Below are 17,267 nucleotides of genomic sequence, written 5' to 3'. Positions count from 1 at the left end.
TTTTTTGTGCTGAATATAAGTACCTGCTTCCCATCTGGACTATGACGATGACACTGTCTGTATTTTTCTCAGTACATGATCTATTGATATACTTATGTTTCAGCCCTATACAACAGATTTGGAAATGAATATGCTCCAAACCATTTTGGAGTACAATATTAATATGAGAGGGAGCGTATAGAGCCGCTTTCTTCGTAGACTGATCTTAATCTAACACGGTTAGTATATTAAAGGGGATTTTACTGGATTCTAAGAGAGGAAAGCTTAATGTGACACCGGTACATTTTTTTGCAAACCTCATTGCTTTTTTGTTGGTGCAGCATCCGTTAATTATAACTTGGAACTTGGGATTTGGACGAAACAATTGCAAGATTGGTTTTGATAAAAACTGGGGGTGAAAAAAGTGCTGGAAATAGAGTTTATGACTATAGAGGCGTGGGATGAAGCATTGTGGGACCGGATGGAGCGGATCTATCATGAGGCTTTTCCAAGGGGCGCCAAGACAAAAGCGATTCTTCGCAGTATGCTGCATCGGGGGATTGGTTATTTACATACGGGCGTGCATCATGGAGAAGTGGTGGCGATGGCAGTTACTGGACTGGTGGGGAATGGTGCAGACCGCATCCTGATCATCGATTACCTTACGATTGAACAGAAGCTGCGTGGGTCGGGTATCGGAACCTGGATGCTGAAGCAACTCAGAGCTTGGGCCATAAGGGAACATGGAGTCAAAGGGATAATCATCGAGGCGGAGTCCGGGACAACAGAGGCTCATCAGCAACGCATTCAGTTTTGGCAACACAACGGATTTGTCCTAACCTCCTATGTTCATCAATATAGTATGGTACCTGAACCGTATCAGGCAATGATTTTGCCACTGGATGAAAACACGCATGTGTCTGATAAGGGTGAGGAACTATTTCGTTATATCCAAGCTTTTCATAAGGTTGCTTACCGGAAGAGGTGACCCTTTTCCTCAATAACTGGAGAAGGGAAGATATGGATTATAATTCACGGATGGAAGCGATGTTAGAGGCGAAACGGTTCCGTAATATACCATAACGGCAGTCGTCGTCATACCGTTGGTCTTAAATCTGATGACACAATGGTTTAGGTGGTAAATAATGGTTATGGACAATGTAATGTAAGCGGATGGACATGAACATCAGTTCAGCATCAGCAATAAATAAGACATTGAGGCTTATGGATAATTCTTTCATTTAAACTAACAAATGCGTACCGACATGTTGTCGGTCGCGTTGGTTTTTTTGTTCATTTTTCCCAAAACAATTCGCTACCAAGCTTCCGATCCAGGGCCAGTCGTATGATTTTTCGATTACAGGACAACATACTAAGCATATGATCATATTGATTAATTAGAATACAGGAGGAGAAGACCATGGTTGAAAAACACGAACCTCAGATGGAAAATCCTCAAGAGTCCATGTCCATATGGCTTGATGAATTAAAACAGAAATTAAACCATATGGATGATGCCGAAGTAGTTGAACACAGAATGGGTACCGGTGCTTCAGTCTATCTTTTATTTATAAAAACGTTAATTGATCCAGAGCGTTTGAACGAGGCGATTATTCAGCCACTTCATCGAGCTGCCGGAAATTCGCTTTCTTCATGCATAATCAATTCCGAAGTTTCGGAAGTTAAATCGATCGAAGATGCTGGGCAAAAAATAATGCAAGGATTTATTCTTCTCTACGATTCCGTCAACGATCAATGGTTAGGCGTTCAATTGGAAAATCCTCTTGGTCGGGCAGTTGAACCTTCCCAAACGGAAACGGTCATATATGGAGCGAAAGACAGTTTCAGCGAGCAAATCGATAAAAACATTACAATGTTGCGCAGACGTTTGCCTATAACGACATTAAAAACAGAAAGCTTCACTATCGGATCACTCAGTAAAACGAAAGTTGTGTTAATGTACATAGACGGAATCATTAATCCGGAATTTGTTTCCATTGCAAGAAAGAAAATTGAAAGTGTGGATTTCGATCAGTTTTTAGATTCCGCACAGCTTGCAGCTTTTATTGAAGATCATAACCATACGGTCTTTCCGCAGTTTCTACAAACGGATCGCCCAGATGCCTGTGCCTATGCCTTAGGTGAGGGTAAGCTGACTTTATTAGTCTCCAATTCACCGTTTGCTTTAATTGCTCCCATTACATTATTTCATCTATTCCAATCGCCAGAAGACTACTTCCTTCGTTGGCCGGTAGCCAGTTTTTTACGTTTAATGAGGTATGGAAGTTTTATTATTTCTTTGACGATGATTCCTTTTTATGTAGCATTAACGACGTTTCATTACCAAATGGTTCCGCTACCGATTCTCTTCGTATTATTGGAATCGAGAAGCAAATTGCCTTTTACTCCGTTTGTGGAAGGACTTTTCATGATCGTAACGCTGGAAATCATCAAAGAAGCCAGTTTGCGAATGCCGACCAAAACAAGTCAAACTTTAGGTGTTATCGGCGGTATTGTTATAGGACAAGCAGCTGTAGAAGCAGGCTTTGCAAGTAAAGTGCTTATTGTTCTGATGGGCATATCCGCTATTGCTTTCTTTTTAGTCCCCAACTATCAAATGACAAAATCCATGGTTCTGTTGCAAGTTTTTCTTCTTGTCCTTGCATCAGTTCTTGGTTTGCCCGGAATCGTGGTCGGGCTGATCGGAATTCTTGCGCATATCCATGCATTAACATCATTAGATCAACCTTATTTAGCACCCCTTTCTCCTTTTTATGGGAAAGATTGGATTGACCTCTTTATTCGCGGGCCTTTGATTTGGATGAAAACGCGTCCGAGTAATCTAAAACCATTACAGAAATGGCGACAGGAGAAGATGAAGAAATGAAGACTCTATCCTTATTCAAGCAAACCTCCACCCTTGGCGGCATCCATTTCCTTTTATTGGTTAATCGAACGCAAATGCATTATTTTATTCTAATCATGCCCGTTTATTTGGTTCACTCCTATATGGTTTGGGGAATTGTCGCCTTGGGGCTGCTATCTCAACTTAATTTGATGATGCTGTCCAGATGGTTTGCTTCCAGTTATGCAGCAAAAGGCTATCAAGGATTTGTACAGCTTTTTGGGAAACGGACGGTTCAAATTTTCGCGATACTTGGTTTTTTGATAATCCTGTTGAAAATTTCAATCATCACTCTGGGTTACGCTGAAATGCTCCATAGTTTTATTTATCCATCAATGAATAAAACGTGGCTGATCCTCGTTATTCTATCGATCAGTTTATTTGTGGCTTCACATGGCATGGAAAAAACATTGCGTTTTGTCGTAATCGCCTTTCTATGCGGGGCGTGGATCTTAATCATGTTTATTCCTTTTTTCTTTTCGTCGATTTCAAATTACCGCGATTTGTATCCTCTAATCCCCACCGAATGGTCAGGGCAATCATGGCAGGGTTTGCTGTTTTTATGGTCGGCATTTTCCGGTCCAGTGTATTTGGCCTTTATGGTTCCATGGTTAAGCTCCAACACAAAAATAACCAAATATCTTGTCATGGGCAACATGCTGACGATTTTGGAATATTCATTATTGTTCATAGCTTCCGTATTGTTTTACGGTTCCAACTTCTTAAGCAGGATCAACTTTCCGGTTGCATATATGGGAAGCTATCTTCAAACGAGCGCTTTAGAACGAATCGAGTACATTCTAATCTCTTTCCATATGTTTAATTATGTATTTGACATTTCAATTCTTTTGTTGTGTTTTTATGGAGCTGCAAGAGTTTTTATGAAAAAAATGAATTCAAGTACAACGCTAACCGGATTGTTGTCGAGTTGGTTCGTCATTTTGATAAGTATCATCATCATGGATCGATGGTTATGGCAAACGGTTCCGGGTCAAACGATGTTACTGAACCTTCAAATCTGGCTGGGCGCTTTGATTTATTTGCTTGTTCCTACGATCCTTTTCACTGTGGTTAAACGAAAGGAGAGTATGCAGGCATGATACCCTACAAGTATTATGGTTTATTGGCGATTGTAACCTTTATGTGCATAACCGGCTGCACTGCTCCATATGTCGAAAACAATCTGATCGAAGAGATTGCTCCTGTAGTTTTCTGGTCGGTTGACAAGGGGACGGAGGGAAAGTTTAAAATCAGCACTTTAGTACCCCCACTCATCAAAGAAGAAAAACGATTTCTCTCCAAGGAAGTTGATCTGATAAAGCAGGGAGGCAAGGAGTTTAATTTAATTTATTATCGGGAACTGAAACAGGGACAGCTGAGAATAATATTAATCAATGAGGAACTGGCAAAAAAAGAAGGCATTGAAAAGCTGATCAATACGATATTGGTTGATCCCGATATTTCAATGCGTGTCTATTTAGTGATTGTAAGAGGTGATTTTGATGAATACATAAAAAATCAATTGACGAAGCAAGAAAACCAAGATTATTTCCTTTATCGGATGTTAAAACATTACGAGAAGCATAACCAAGGTGAGATGAGCATTGTCAATATTCATCAATTTATGAAGAAGTTATATTCTCCGCTTAAGGATCCGATTCTGCCCGTTTTTCATGCGGATAAGAACAATTTCAATTACGTAGGAACAGCCTTGTTCCGAAATGACAAAGAAGCAATGGTCACTCAAGACATAAGCGATGAGATTTTTCAACTTCTGGATAACGATCATTTCTTAAAAGTCTTGGCTATTCCAAAGTTATCGATCAGTTTAGGACGAATTCGATCCAAAATTCGCATGAAGCTATCGAGTGACTATTCATCCTTGACTTTACATGTGGGCCTGAAAGGAAGAATTGAGGAATACCAGGGAGAAAAGAATATTCAAAGCGAGGAACAATTGGAACATTTCATTCATGAGATTGAAGTATACCTTGAGGAAAAAACGTCAGTATTATTAAAAAGCATGCAACAGTTGAAAGTGGATCCCTTAGAAGTTGGAACACATTCGCTCAAGCCGTTTTCTAAAGAATTAACGGAAGAGCAATGGTTGAAATATTGGGGAAGTATGAAAATTAATGTTAACTTCGACCTCAAAATACAGCCTTTAAATCATGTTGAACGGCATTCGTGATTAAAACAAGCTGCTACGAAGGGACTGAGCCTGACGAAGTGGGAGCTGGCCTGCTTCCTTGCTGATACTTTTTATTGTTAGGTTCAGCTCACGACCCCATTCACTTAGATGAACCATTTTAGCCAAATTGGCAATTTTTAATGGCTGTAAATAGTTATTCTGTAGCCAACGGGTGGCCTTCGCCACCCGTTGAATATTGCCTTGGTTTCCTACGATGGATTGATCGCTTGTCTTTCAAAATAACTTTATAAATAAAATGTTGTAAATCTCAAATACTTGGAAGTATATACATTATATCTAAATATTGAGGAGGGAGGCTTTCCAAACACAATTATTAGCAGAAGACAGTTGCGGAACAAATACTTATCGTCTGGAAAAGCATTCAGATAAACAATATACTAGCTATAATAGTTTACGGTTGAGGTGAATATTTAATGGATGAAGTCAATGAATCAAAACAAATGGTATTACAATTGGGTGGTGCCTTGAAAAAGTACAGAAAAGAAAAAAATATGAGCTTGGATGACTTGGCGGAATTAACGGGCGTAAGCAAACTTACACTGGGGAATATCGAACGCGGCGAGACCAATCCAACGTTGGCGATTATTTGGAAAATATCAAAAGGCATATCTATGCCGCTCTTGGCTTTGTTCAAATCAGAAGACCCTGTGAGTTTGTATCGAGCGGGCGAAGGACTGCGATTTTCTAATGATCAAAAAAATTGGATCATTGAACCCGTCTTTAAAAGCAACGGTATTGAAATGTGTCGGGCTTACTTACAGCCAAATAGCTCGTATCACCCTGAAGGTCATCATGTTAATACAACTGAAATTGCAACAGTAATGACGGGTTCCATTGAAATTCAAGTCAACGAAGAGATTCACACATTGAATCAATATGATACGATCAGTTTTCGTGCAGATTGTCCTCACGCTTATACCAATCATACGAATAGCGAGACAGTGCTCCATATCTCTTTAAAGTATGGTTTCTAAAGATCATAATTTGACTTATCATACAACTCCGAATTCCATGACGGGAAATCGGAGTTGTATTTTTGTTTCCAAACAACCAAAAATATATTAAATAATAATTATTGTAAATAATAATATATTATAATATACTTTTATTGTCCGCGCGGATGTTATTGCGTCTTTTTTTAATCAGCAGGAAACAAACTATACGTATAAATTCAGAAGGGAGAATTGAAGAATGCCGAACCAACAAAATAAAAAAGCCATTCCATCCTCTATAGGATTTATCATTCTCGGCATTATAGTGATTGCAGCTAATTTACGTACTCCCTTAACCTCAGTCGGGCCTTTAGTGAGTCTCATAAGGGATGACGTTCAAATTTCAAATACATTAGCCGGCCTCATAACAACGCTGCCCTTGCTTGCCTTTGCTTTATTATCGCCTCTAGTACCCAAATTAGGACGAATGTATGGTGTTGAACGCATCATTTTGATTGCACTCATATTTCTGACGGTTGGGATTGTAATACGTTCTTTATCTGGCGCAGCTAACCTGTATCTAGGAACTGCAATTCTCGGGTTCGCAATTGCCGTATGTAATGTATTATTGCCTAGTATTATCAAAAGGGATTTCCCAAATAAAATAGGTTCCGTGACAGGTCTTTACTCCATTTCAATGAGTTTATGTGGAGCAATCGCATCAGGAATAAGTGTACCGCTAGCCGTGAACGCAGGTCTAAAATGGCAGGGAGCATTGGGAATATGGGGGATTCTAAGCTTCGTATCGATCCTTTGTTGGTTACCCCAATTAAGAAATCAAACGAGGCAAACAGCCACGACGAGCCAACAGAAGGACAGTAACGATGTCAATGTATGGCGATCCCCTCTTGCCTGGCAAGTAACCTTGTTTATGGGTATTCAATCTATGGTGTTCTATGTGTTGATCGCATGGTTGCCCGAAATTTTAAAGCAACAAGGAATTGACTCCAACCAATCCGGATGGTACCTCTCGATCGTGCAGTTAGCCATGCTTCCATTTACCTTTCTTGTTCCCGTTATTGCTGGGCGAATGTCTAGCCAACGTTTGTTAGTGGGCATCACAACCACTTTGCTTTTGACGGGAACGCTCGGACTTCTTTACGGTAGTTCCGATATCATATTGTTATGGATTATAATCCTCGGCATTGGGGGAGGCTTCGCCTTTAGTTTGTCCATGATGTTTTTTGGATTACGTACTGAAAATGCCCATCAAGCTGCCGAACTGTCAGGCATGGCGCAATCAATCGGATATCTTCTTGCCGCAGTCGGTCCGGCCCTTATAGGATATCTGCATGATGCGACAAATAGCTGGAAACTGCCACTTTTCATTCTACTTGGTGCTTCAGTCTTACTCTTTTTAGTTGGGATTGGAGCAGCAAGAAACCGTTTTGTAGGTAATCGGTATAGCTATGTGCTGCATGGAAAGGAAGATAAAAATGTTTGAGAACATTATGGTGGCCATTGATGAAGATGAAATAACGAACAAAATCCTTGATGCAACCGTTGAAATAGCCCGAAACAAATCAACTCAAGTTACCTTGATTCATGTCAGCCAGGAATATGTTTCGAATGGCATGACATATGTACCAGAGAATTTCCTGGAAGAAATATTGAACGAAATGGAGAAAGCGAGTTTGGAACAATTACAACAAGCCAAATCCAAATTAGAATCTGAGGGGATTAACCCGAAAACAGTTCATCTTAAGGGAAACCCTGCACATGAAATATTAAAATATGCAAGGGATACTGAGCAGCAACTCATTATTATTGGAAGCCGCGGGCTAAGCGGTATAAAAGAAATCATGCTTGGAAGTGTCAGCCACAAGGTTTCCCAGCTGGCAATTTGTCCAGTTCTCATTGTTCATTAACTTCTCTGTAATGCAGAGATGACGTATTAATATACGAACGTGGAACGTACAGCGGCATGGTGGGATTTTGTGTCCTACCATGCCGCTGTTTCAATATCCTTTTAGCTGATCAAATGCTGGCGCTGAAGATAATGGAGGGAGGGCCTGTAGACGATATGGTTGAGCCTTCCTATGCTACAGAGCTCAGATACATGTTGAAGGTTGTACTTTCCATGAAGAATAAGAGACTGGTAATCACTGCTCTCTGTTTTGTAACCATGTAACCGTTCCAATGAGACCTAGGAGTCCGATTAAGAAAACCAGTAAGTAACTAGTAGCCAGCAACGGAAATAAAGATACTCCGCTTTCCTGCAAATGCAAAGCAGGGACAGACCATGGCAGATAGGCTCCAATGGCGGTAGGACCGAACACCAATGCTAACATTAAAGTTGTAAATGCAAAACCGATCGGTACCAGATAACCTCGCGATATACAGGCCAATAGGGCAAGAGGTGCACTTAATAATAGGTGGAGAGCACCAATAGTAAGTATTAAGAACAAATAATGTTGTACAATCGCAAACGAAAAGCCAGGAAGTCTGAGTGCAAAACCAAGTATTAAGGCATAAACCAAGCTGATCAACATCATTACAAAACACCAGAATATAATTGCGACATATTTGGCAATCGCAATTTTACCACGTGATACAGGTAAAACGAGCAAATCCTTAAGCGTTCGATCGGAATACTCTCGGCCGAATGTCCAACTTGTTACCAATCCAAACCCCAGCAGTCCAAACACAGATGCGTACAAAAACGCAGTCCGTTCAAAAAAGGAATGCCAATTGGGCTGTCCTAAGAACAACGTGATCACAAACAATATAAACAGAAGCGTGCCCCATAAAACATAGGAACGACGCAATTTGTAAACTTCAACACTACAGGCTGTCAACAATGGTCTCAATACGTTTTTCCTCCTCGGCTCCGATTACATTGAGAAAATAATGCTCCAAATTCTCTTCTTCAATGTTAAGCAAGGTAAGCGGTATTTCATGATGAGCAAGCAATCTCGCAATATGTTCGGGATGTTTAACGGCATGTTCGTCCGGTAGCGCAAAGCCGTTCGAAGTCGAATGTACCGCATACCCGGACTCTGTAAGAATAGCTTGAGCCTTTCGATCATCCTTTGTTCCGATTATCAACTGCTTTCGGCGGATGGTTTCAAAGTCTTTTGTTGTCAGTTCTTCAAGCAATACGCCTTTGTGAATAATGCCGATTCGAGAAGCCATTTTGGATATTTCCTCAAGGATATGGCTCGATATAAACACGGTAACCCCTTGTTGAGACGCTAGGGCTTTCAGCAGCTCCCTTATCTCGACAATTCCGGCTGGATCAAGCGCATTGGTTGGCTCATCAAGAATCAGGACGTCCGGTTTATGAATTAATGCTTTGGCCAATCCAAGTTTCTGCGCGTTTCCAAGTGACAAATCTCTTGCCTTACTATCTGCATATTGGGTCAAATTCAATTGCTCCATAATTTCGTTAACTGCCTTCGGAACCGATAATCCTCGCAATCTGGCTACTAAACTCAAGTTTTCCCTAACCGTAAAGGTAGGGTAGGCATAAGGAACTTCCACCATATAACCTACTCGTCTTGACATATCGGGATTCCCATTCGCCCAGCACTGACCAAATAAATACACTTCTCCAGAAGAAGGCTTACTCATTCCGAGAAGAGCTCGGATGGTCGTCGTTTTCCCTGCACCGTTCAACCCAAGGAATCCATAGATTTCTCCTTTCTTAACGGAAATCGAAACGCGATCTACAATAACATTACTTCCGTACTGCTTGGTCAAGTTAACGGTTCGAATAATATCTTCCATAGTAACAGTCCTTCCATAACCAAAATAAAACGAATATAAGAGCCGTCATCCATATGAGATGTTGAAACAAATTCCGCTGGCCATGACCAAATCAATTTGCTCGATAAATGGAATTCAAATAATTTATAAGCGATGCGGTATCATTAATAGAGGCCCGCAGTGCAATGTAACCGTCGGGACGAATCAATACAAGTTCATTACTTGCTGCATCGTAAATCCGATAGGTATTCCCTTCGGTATCTATTATTCCTTCCACTTTTTCCGCATGCGATGGAAGGATGCAATGCACATGGAGTTCGTTGTAGGCGATATTTTCTAAAGAAGGATGATCTGTGCGGTTTACAAAAGCCAAAAGAGTCCAGTGTGGGCCGCGCAATAGGTCAAATACACTTCCTGCAAATCCTATACCCTGCAGACCCTCGGCATTAGGAGCACGGTCCCCGGGCAATGAACGGGTAAGATTCCTACAGGCAGACGGGCAGGTAAGAGAAGTTGAACGATAGGAAATGAGAAGCCCACTAGTCAGATCGTCAGATATGGTGCTCAAAGATTGGGACAATCCACCGCCTTCAGTCGCCGTTCCTATGACCTCTTGCATCTTCTTTGTGCTGTCCTCAAGCACGGTTTGAGCAACAGGACGGCGTTCCTCATCGTAAGTGTCAAGCAAGGTGGTGTCTGCTCCGCGTATGACAGTCGCCAGCTTCCAACCGAGGTTGTACGCATCCTGAATGCCCGTATTCATGCCTTGACCGCCGGCCGGCGAATGAACATGAGCAGCATCGCCGGCAAGGAAGACCCGGCCGTTACGGTAACATTCAACCATACGGACATTGACACGGTAGATGGAAAGCCAGGAAGCATCCGTGAGCCGAACAAGTCCTGCTCCGGCCCGTCGGTCAAACATGGCTTGATACGCCTCTAGTGATGGCTGCTCAGGTTCTTCGATATCTGCCGGAATTGTAGCCTGCAGCTGCCAAATATCGGATTTCGGAAGTGGTGTCACCCCAACCATCCCCTCCGAAGATGTCCAGATATGAATATGATCGCGATCCAACCCTTCCAATCGGACATCGCCAAGATACCATCGCTCATCATCGTGTGTTTCCCCAACCAGCGGTACGTGAATAAACTTGCGAATATTGCTTTTGCCCCCGTCAGCGCCGACGACATAACGAGCGCGAATGTGCTCTTCTCCAAGTGGTGAATTCACGGTTACCGTCACAACATCCGAATCCTGTTCAAGCCCTACAGCTTCCACGCCCAACTCAACATGACGGCCAAGCGCCGCATAGCGTTCGCGCAATGCTTTTTCCACATCATACTGAGCAATCCAGACCGGATCACGATAGGGTGTCTCCAATTCAGCGCTGGCTGCAATGGTAATAGCCGGATTGTCGACACTCCTGCCATCTGCGGTATAGTAACGAACAGGCAAATCCACAACACCTGTGTCCACAATGTAACGAACGGCCTCCAAATCATCAACAACCTCAAGCGAGCGGGGCTGGATTGCTTTGGCGCGAGACGCTACGGTATATAAGGGGCTTCGTTCAATAATACGATGGTCGACGTTTCGACGGGCAAGGTCGCAGGCAAGTGTAAGACCTGTTGGTCCGGCCCCGACAATGAGAACATCAACAACAGACTGCACGGTTTTCATAGATGAAATCCTCCTTGATCAGAGAGTATGATATGTTGCAATAATTACACTACACCGTACAGTGTAGTTTGTAAAGTGCAACTTATTTTTGATAGTATATCTGTAGGGGGGAAACATAAGGATGGATAATACGGTAAACAAAAAAATACGTAAAGGCTCTTCAGACAAACGAGCCAAAATTATGGCGGCAGCACGAGACCTGTTTCTTTCAGATGGGTTTGATCGCTCCAGCGTCGATGCAGTCGCAGCTAAAGCGGGAGTTTCCAAACGGACCGTTTATGATTATTATGGCGACAAACAGAACTTGCTGATTGCTGTAGTGGAAGAAACCAGTGAGGCGGTTCTGGACATGATCAAGCAAGGGATATCAGACTACCTCTGGGAATTTGAGGATCTGCAGCAGGCGCTTATCTTATTCTGCGAACAATTCGTAGCTTCTGCGAACGGTTCGTCCGATTACAGTGCTTTGATCCGTCTGGTTAATTTGGAAGCCGCCAACCTGCCTGGCTCGTTTCTAGAAAAGCTGGATAACGCAACGGAAGAGGGGATAATCAGGAGGTTTACCGAGTTTGGACAAACCGGACTGCTCGATGTGCCCGATCCTGTAATGGCTACTAAACACTTCGCTGCCTTAACGTTTTTGTTGGTATTTGATCAACCGATAAAAGCAGGCGATTTGGGGGAACAACAAACCAAACGCATCATCACAGAAGGCGTACGCGTCTTTCTTTGTGCATATGGAAAATAGCAGGGAAGAGAAGTGAGGAGATCAGTGTTCCTCTCGGGAAAGAAAATCATTGAGATGAAGATCAATCGTTCCCCAAAATAGCTCTCAAGTATAGTTATCTTATCAATAAGCAAATAAACTACATCGAGTGTAATCTCAAAAAATAGTTGATTCATATGAAAACATATCGAATTTTTTAGACCGTTAAGTTTAATATTAACGGTTTTTTTGTTGTAATATCGTCGTGGTATTGAGAAATGTCCATAGAAGAATAATAAAAAGACAATAAGTTGGTCCGCCAAATATCGTTAATGAATAGATGATAAGAGATGATAAGATTATCCTGCCGTCATGATAATAGCGGGAAACGTTAATTCAACAAGATAATACGGCAGCCGATTTTCACAATCAGCTGCCGCTTTCTGTTGAGTAACATTGGATAGTTTACATCTGTCAGATAATTAGGACTCATGTAACTGCCCTGTCTCCTTATGCCGCCAATTCATGAATACCAATGACAATGCAATTAACGTGAGGATCATTCCAAGTATTCGAAATCCTTCGAAGCTGAAGTTATTCCCCATTACGATGCTAATTAGTAAAGAAGAGAGGATGGTTCCCAGGTATCTTGATGTATTAAATATTCCAGATGCTACACCAATAATTTCTTTTGGTGAACTTCTGAATAAGGCTGCTTGCATAGCGACACTGTTCAACCCATTGCTAATACCGAATGCAGCTAAAGCTAGACACACACTGATAACGGGAGAAGTCTGATCCAGTGTTACGATCCACATGGACCCGAATGTCATCAGCATACCAGACATAAGCAATGCTGGCCCGGGTCCTGATTTATCGATCCAGCGTCCTGCAATTGGCGAAGCAATGAGCGAACATAAGCCTAAGCTTAGCATGAGCATCCCTGTATGAAACTCGCTGATATGACGTACGATTTGCAAGTAAGAAGGAAGCCCAAAAAAGAGAGAGTAAAAAAGCAGGTTAACGATCGTGAATTGCACATTGATCCAAGTCATAGCAGGATATTTAGCGAAAGTGCGTAAAGGAATAAAGGGTTCCTTGGCTTTTAGCTCATGTCGCACGAAAGCTCCCAGTCCAACGAAGCCAATCAGTCCGACAATAGCGTTATTAAATGAAATTTGACCAGATGATTTTGCGGACAATAATCCAACGAGCAGAGCAACCAGACCCACGGTGAATAGCAGGACTCCATATGCATCAATCAATTCAAACCATTTGCGAAAGGACATGTTGCGAGAAACGGATGTCTTAGACGGATCATCCTTAGGAATATGCTTCCAAGCTAATAAAAAGCTTGTTACCACGAAAGGAATATTAACCAAAAAGATAGCAGGCCAGCCCCACCAATGAATGATGACCCCGCCAATAAAGGGGCCAATTGCTGCCGCTCCGGATAAGAATATGGATAACATTGACAGTGCAGTTGCTTGTTTCTCCGTAATATGAATTCGCACAATGGCCATTCCAACCGCAACCATCATGCTTGTTCCGACGGATTGCACAATGCGGAACACGATGAGCCATCCAAAGTTTGGGGATAGTGGAGCTAATAATGATGCAACGAAGGATACAACAAGTCCACTAAGAAATATCCTCCTCCTACCGAATAAATCGCTGGCTTTTCCCATGATCGGTTGAGCGATAGCACTCGCGATGTAGAACGAAAAAATAATCCAGGATACCACAGTAAAGTCGAGCTGGAACCCATTTTGCAGCCTTGGAATAGCAACTGAAATCATTGAAGAATTCAAAGGGTTCAATAGAATCCCTAGTCCAACGGAAATCATCAACCACCTACTGCGAATACTCATTTCAATCCCCCACTCTGTATATTAGTGTCATCATCGTACTTGAAATCATTTATTTATTCCAATGCATTTTGTGTTATGATTTCATTGACTCAAAGGAATGAGTGGAGGGTGTAAAATGGAACTTCTTCAACTGAAATATTTTCTCGAGGTAGCTCGTTTGGAACATATGACCGAAGCAGCACAAAGTTTGCATGTCACTCAATCATCACTAAGCAAAACGATTGGGCGCTTGGAAGTGGATTTGGGAGTCCCGTTATTCGATCGAGTAGGGAGGAAACTGCGATTGAATGAGTTTGGAAGCAGATTCTATCTCCGTGCAGAAAGGGCATTGTTTGAATTGGAACAGGGGAAGCAGGAGATTAGCGATTTGTCCAGCGCAGAACATGGCACACTCGAATTGGCGGTGACCACTGCAAGCACATTGCCTCAGATCCTTCGAGAGTTTCGGAACAAGCGACCTAATATCCAATTTCATGTGCAAATGCTTACCACGCAGGAAATGGTTACGCTTCTTCATAGAGGAGAGGTTGATTTTTGCTTGTCCTCACCTCCTATACGAGGGGAAGACATTGAATGTCAAATCATGTTCATCGACCCGATTCTTGTAGCTGTTCCCAAAGGGCATCGGCTTGCTGACCGAAACAGCATATCTTTGACTGAGCTAAGGGATGAATCTTTTGTTGGGGTAAAAAGAGGCTACGGTACTCGCGATCTAGTGGATTCTATATGCAAATCGGCTGGATTTATACCTACATATGTGTATGAAGGCGATGAACCTGCAAGGCTAAGTTCTCTAGTGGAAGCGGGAATTGGCATAGCATTTATACCAAGTACAGCAAGGTATTCTGGGGAACATATCAAATATCTCAAAGTAGAGAATCATGAGTTGGTACGGGAGATCGCTCTGTTATGGCACAGGAGTCGGTACATTTCGCAGGCTGCTCTTGAATTCCGTGAGGTAGTTGTGGAATACTTCGGGTCGATATCCAAGCAGACCCTTATTGATTGATTTTGATTAGGAGAAAATTAAGGAAACAGGGTACAACCCGATTACCCCTAAGTTGGAAAATTGATCCACTTGGATTGAGACTTGCTCTAAATTTTTTGTATGATCGTTACCAGAAACCATTGTTTATCGTGGAAAATGGTCTGGGAGCAGTGGATCACGTAAAAGCAAACGACGTCATTAATGATGATTACCGTATCGATTATCTACGGAAGCATCTCTCGCAAGTTTCCAAAGCGATTCAGGACGGCGTTGATCTGATGGGATATATTAGCTGGGGGCCCATTGACTTGATTAGCGCGTCCACTGGGGAAATAAAAAACGGTACGGGTCAGAAAGAAAAGCTTTGGCTGGTACAAGAAAGTCATTGCATCCAATGGTTCAAACTTGGACTAGAATCATCAGACACGATATAATTATTAATATGTATCATTACAATAACCTCTTGGATTTTGGATCCAGGAGGTTTTTTAGAAATATTCAGGAGGGATATATCTATGAACCGTCACTATACCCAACTCAGGAATGGAGTGCAGATGCCATGGATCGGACTTGGGGTCTGGACGCCCGAACGTGAAGATGCAACGGAAGCTATTAAACAGGCTTTGGAAATAGGTTACAGGAGTATTGACACAGCATCGGCTTATGAAAATGAGAAACAGGTGGGCAGGGTTGTAGCTGAGTCAGGAATTCCAAGAGAAGATATATTCATAACCACAAAAGTGGCTAACGGGGATCAAGGGTACGACTCGACGCTGCATGCTTTCGAATCCAGCATGGAGAAGTTGCAATTGGACTATTTGGATCTATACTTGATTCATTGGCCGGTCGAGGGGAAGTCCCTTGATACTTGGAGAGCGCTAGAGCATCTGTACAAACAAAAAAGAGTCAGAGCCATAGGGGTAAGCAATTTTCAAATTAATGACCTGGAAGGTCTGTTGTCTGTGGCAGAAGTTGTTCCCATGGTCAATCAAATCGAATTCCATCCTCATTTAACTCATCTGGAATTAAGAGCTTTCTGCAAACAGCATCAAATTCAGATGGAAGCCTGGTCCCCAATGATGAAGGGTCAGCTGTCTGGCAATGAAACGCTGGAGAATATCGCAAATAAACACGGCAAAACGGTAGCACAGGTCATTCTGCGTTGGGATATACAGAGTGGTTTTGTGACTATTCCCAAATCATTTAATGCAACCCGGCTGTTGGAGAATATTTCGATTTTTGATTTCACGTTGACCGAAGAAGAGATGAGCAGCATTGATTTGTTAAATAAAAATGAGAAGCTCCCCAAGCCTGATATGAGCAAGTTTCGATCCCGATCATAAAGAACATAAATCCTGATTAAGTATAAACTAGGGGTGTAATTTTGCAGTTGTTTTTTTAAAACAACTGCTTTTTCTTTCTAAAACAAGCGGACTGTCTGATGCACTTTACTTTTGTTATTATACGCAAAGAGTTATCCAAGTATTGCAAGTGGGCATTGGACGACCCCACATCGACGTAATTTTAATGGTATTATTTGTGTAAAAGGTATGGGTTTCATTTTGAAAGGGGATACACATGGTAGATCAAGCGTTTGGTAACCAAACAGAGTCACAATTAAAGTTGTTAAGTGAAATAAGCACAATTTGTGCAACAATTGAATGCAAATTCTGGTTGCGTGGTGGATGGGCAATAGATTTTTTGGTCGGAAAGATTACCCGTCCACATGACGATATTGACCTGATAGCATGGATACAAAACAGAGAGCAGTTAGAACATGCACTTGCGAAAGCTGGTTATGAACAGACTTCTGTAAAAGAGCAGTTTCGTGGGAGGCAGTCTGATTTTAGTAAGGATGGCGTAGATATTACATTTGGCTACATAACGGTTACTGATGATGGAAGTATTATTATGAATGGCTTACCAGAGTGGGTATGGCGCCACGATTCGTTGCTATCACAAAGCTGTATGTTAAACGGAATATCAGCTCATGTCTTACACCCGAGACAACTTTTAGAGGAAAAGGAGGTTTACAAACAAATCGGTAGAGAACCTCGACCCAAGGATGAAAATAGCAAAACTATATTGCACCGTATAATAACCGAGTTAGATTATTGATGTTTGGACAAGATACTTAGTTACACTAATTGGAGAGAGTGTGTGTCATTCAACTAACGAACAAATGATAGCCTAATCAAACTAAAAAAGCAGCTGATCTGTATGAT

The 17,267-nt window shown here is 42.0% G+C and carries 15 protein-coding genes and 1 pseudogene; 12 read left to right on the top strand and 4 right to left on the bottom strand.

Annotated features, from left to right (window positions below; all coding sequences use genetic code 11):
- Positions 1 to 421: 421 nt before the first annotated feature.
- The 7 genes from GUA98_RS07225 to GUA98_RS07195 all read left to right on the top strand — a co-directional run bounded on the left by GUA98_RS07225 (position 422) and on the right by GUA98_RS07195 (position 7,956).
- Positions 422 to 967, top strand: a complete 546-nt coding sequence (locus GUA98_RS07225; RefSeq protein WP_227779467.1) for a GNAT family N-acetyltransferase — start codon at positions 422 to 424, stop codon at positions 965 to 967.
- A gap of 432 nt (positions 968 to 1,399) precedes the next feature.
- The gene (locus GUA98_RS07220; protein WP_193722557.1) at positions 1,400 to 2,866 is read left to right on the top strand and encodes a spore germination protein; all 1,467 of its coding nucleotides are present in this window, start codon (positions 1,400 to 1,402) and stop codon (positions 2,864 to 2,866) included.
- Positions 2,839 to 3,984, top strand: a complete 1,146-nt coding sequence (locus GUA98_RS07215; RefSeq protein ID WP_227779466.1) for a GerAB/ArcD/ProY family transporter — start codon at positions 2,839 to 2,841, stop codon at positions 3,982 to 3,984. The genes GUA98_RS07220 and GUA98_RS07215 overlap by 28 nt, the downstream gene beginning before the upstream one ends.
- The gene (locus GUA98_RS07210; protein ID WP_193722556.1) at positions 3,981 to 5,075 is read left to right on the top strand and encodes a Ger(x)C family spore germination C-terminal domain-containing protein; all 1,095 of its coding nucleotides are present in this window, start codon (positions 3,981 to 3,983) and stop codon (positions 5,073 to 5,075) included. The genes GUA98_RS07215 and GUA98_RS07210 overlap by 4 nt, the downstream gene beginning before the upstream one ends.
- Positions 5,076 to 5,509: 434 nt before the next feature.
- The gene (locus tag GUA98_RS07205; RefSeq protein ID WP_193722555.1) at positions 5,510 to 6,070 is read left to right on the top strand and encodes a helix-turn-helix domain-containing protein; all 561 of its coding nucleotides are present in this window, start codon (positions 5,510 to 5,512) and stop codon (positions 6,068 to 6,070) included.
- A gap of 217 nt (positions 6,071 to 6,287) precedes the next feature.
- Entirely contained in the window at positions 6,288 to 7,532 is a 1,245-nt protein-coding gene (locus tag GUA98_RS07200; RefSeq protein WP_193722554.1) for a CynX/NimT family MFS transporter, read from the top strand.
- On the top strand, positions 7,525 to 7,956 hold the full coding sequence (locus GUA98_RS07195; protein WP_193722553.1) for a universal stress protein: 432 nt from the start codon (positions 7,525 to 7,527) through the stop codon (positions 7,954 to 7,956). Before GUA98_RS07200 ends, GUA98_RS07195 begins: the two co-directional genes overlap by 8 nt.
- Before the next feature lie 234 nt (positions 7,957 to 8,190).
- Here the strand turns inward: GUA98_RS07195 and GUA98_RS07190 are convergent, their stop codons facing one another.
- From GUA98_RS07190 to GUA98_RS07180, 3 genes are all read right to left on the bottom strand, one after another.
- On the bottom strand, positions 8,191 to 8,898 hold the full coding sequence (locus tag GUA98_RS07190) for an ABC transporter permease (RefSeq protein ID WP_193722552.1): 708 nt from the start codon (positions 8,896 to 8,898) through the stop codon (positions 8,191 to 8,193).
- The gene (locus GUA98_RS07185; protein WP_153978651.1) at positions 8,873 to 9,817 is read right to left on the bottom strand and encodes an ABC transporter ATP-binding protein; all 945 of its coding nucleotides are present in this window, start codon (positions 9,815 to 9,817) and stop codon (positions 8,873 to 8,875) included. Before GUA98_RS07185 ends, GUA98_RS07190 begins: the two co-directional genes overlap by 26 nt.
- A gap of 91 nt (positions 9,818 to 9,908) precedes the next feature.
- Entirely contained in the window at positions 9,909 to 11,477 is a 1,569-nt protein-coding gene (locus tag GUA98_RS07180) for an FAD-dependent monooxygenase (protein WP_193722551.1), read from the bottom strand.
- A 121-nt stretch (positions 11,478 to 11,598) separates the two neighbouring features.
- On the opposite strand from GUA98_RS07180, the gene GUA98_RS07175 reads away from it, so the two are divergent.
- Positions 11,599 to 12,225, top strand: a complete 627-nt coding sequence (locus tag GUA98_RS07175) for a TetR/AcrR family transcriptional regulator (protein WP_193722550.1) — start codon at positions 11,599 to 11,601, stop codon at positions 12,223 to 12,225.
- 440 nt (positions 12,226 to 12,665) lie between these two features.
- Here GUA98_RS07175 and GUA98_RS07170 read toward each other — a convergent pair whose 3' ends face one another.
- Positions 12,666 to 14,054, bottom strand: coding sequence for an MFS transporter (locus GUA98_RS07170; protein ID WP_193722549.1), 1,389 nt, complete (start codon positions 14,052 to 14,054; stop codon positions 12,666 to 12,668).
- Between the two features lie 115 nt (positions 14,055 to 14,169).
- Between GUA98_RS07170 and GUA98_RS07165 the strand changes: the two genes are divergently transcribed.
- From GUA98_RS07165 to GUA98_RS07150, 4 genes and pseudogenes are all read left to right on the top strand, one after another.
- Positions 14,170 to 15,063, top strand: a complete 894-nt coding sequence (locus GUA98_RS07165; RefSeq protein WP_193722548.1) for a LysR family transcriptional regulator — start codon at positions 14,170 to 14,172, stop codon at positions 15,061 to 15,063.
- A 53-nt stretch (positions 15,064 to 15,116) separates the two neighbouring features.
- Positions 15,117 to 15,456: pseudogene (locus GUA98_RS07160) on the top strand (family 1 glycosylhydrolase); the annotation flags it as partial.
- Positions 15,457 to 15,557: 101 nt separating this feature from the next.
- Positions 15,558 to 16,385, top strand: coding sequence for an aldo/keto reductase (locus GUA98_RS07155; RefSeq protein WP_193722547.1), 828 nt, complete (start codon positions 15,558 to 15,560; stop codon positions 16,383 to 16,385).
- Between the two features lie 235 nt (positions 16,386 to 16,620).
- Entirely contained in the window at positions 16,621 to 17,160 is a 540-nt protein-coding gene (locus GUA98_RS07150) for a nucleotidyltransferase domain-containing protein (RefSeq protein ID WP_193722546.1), read from the top strand.
- Positions 17,161 to 17,267: the final 107 nt, after the last annotated feature.

Origin of the sequence: Paenibacillus sp. P13VS (assembly GCF_015143645.1) — a bacterium.
GTDB classification, from domain to species: domain Bacteria; phylum Bacillota; class Bacilli; order Paenibacillales; family Paenibacillaceae; genus Paenibacillus; species Paenibacillus xylanilyticus_A.
This window is presented reverse-complemented; position numbering and strand designations above follow the sequence as displayed.

Excerpts from the sequence above, each read along its gene's own strand:
- GUA98_RS07165 (WP_193722548.1), top strand. The coding sequence starts at position 14,170 with ATGGAACTTCTTCAACTGAAATATTTTCTCGAGGTAGCTCGTTTGGAA.
- GUA98_RS07220 (WP_193722557.1), top strand. The coding sequence starts at position 1,400 with ATGGTTGAAAAACACGAACCTCAGATGGAAAATCCTCAAGAGTCCATG.
- GUA98_RS07215 (WP_227779466.1), top strand. The coding sequence starts at position 2,839 with ATGGCGACAGGAGAAGATGAAGAAATGAAGACTCTATCCTTATTCAAG.
- GUA98_RS07200 (WP_193722554.1), top strand. The coding sequence starts at position 6,288 with ATGCCGAACCAACAAAATAAAAAAGCCATTCCATCCTCTATAGGATTT.
- GUA98_RS07185 (WP_153978651.1), bottom strand. The coding sequence starts at position 9,817 with ATGGAAGATATTATTCGAACCGTTAACTTGACCAAGCAGTACGGAAGT.
- GUA98_RS07205 (WP_193722555.1), top strand. The coding sequence starts at position 5,510 with ATGGATGAAGTCAATGAATCAAAACAAATGGTATTACAATTGGGTGGT.
- GUA98_RS07175 (WP_193722550.1), top strand. The coding sequence starts at position 11,599 with ATGGATAATACGGTAAACAAAAAAATACGTAAAGGCTCTTCAGACAAA.
- GUA98_RS07180 (WP_193722551.1), bottom strand. The coding sequence starts at position 11,477 with ATGAAAACCGTGCAGTCTGTTGTTGATGTTCTCATTGTCGGGGCCGGA.
- GUA98_RS07155 (WP_193722547.1), top strand. The coding sequence starts at position 15,558 with ATGAACCGTCACTATACCCAACTCAGGAATGGAGTGCAGATGCCATGG.
- GUA98_RS07150 (WP_193722546.1), top strand. The coding sequence starts at position 16,621 with ATGGTAGATCAAGCGTTTGGTAACCAAACAGAGTCACAATTAAAGTTG.
- GUA98_RS07210 (WP_193722556.1), top strand. The coding sequence starts at position 3,981 with ATGATACCCTACAAGTATTATGGTTTATTGGCGATTGTAACCTTTATG.
- GUA98_RS07170 (WP_193722549.1), bottom strand. The coding sequence starts at position 14,054 with ATGAGTATTCGCAGTAGGTGGTTGATGATTTCCGTTGGACTAGGGATT.
- GUA98_RS07195 (WP_193722553.1), top strand. The coding sequence starts at position 7,525 with ATGTTTGAGAACATTATGGTGGCCATTGATGAAGATGAAATAACGAAC.
- GUA98_RS07225 (WP_227779467.1), top strand. The coding sequence starts at position 422 with ATGACTATAGAGGCGTGGGATGAAGCATTGTGGGACCGGATGGAGCGG.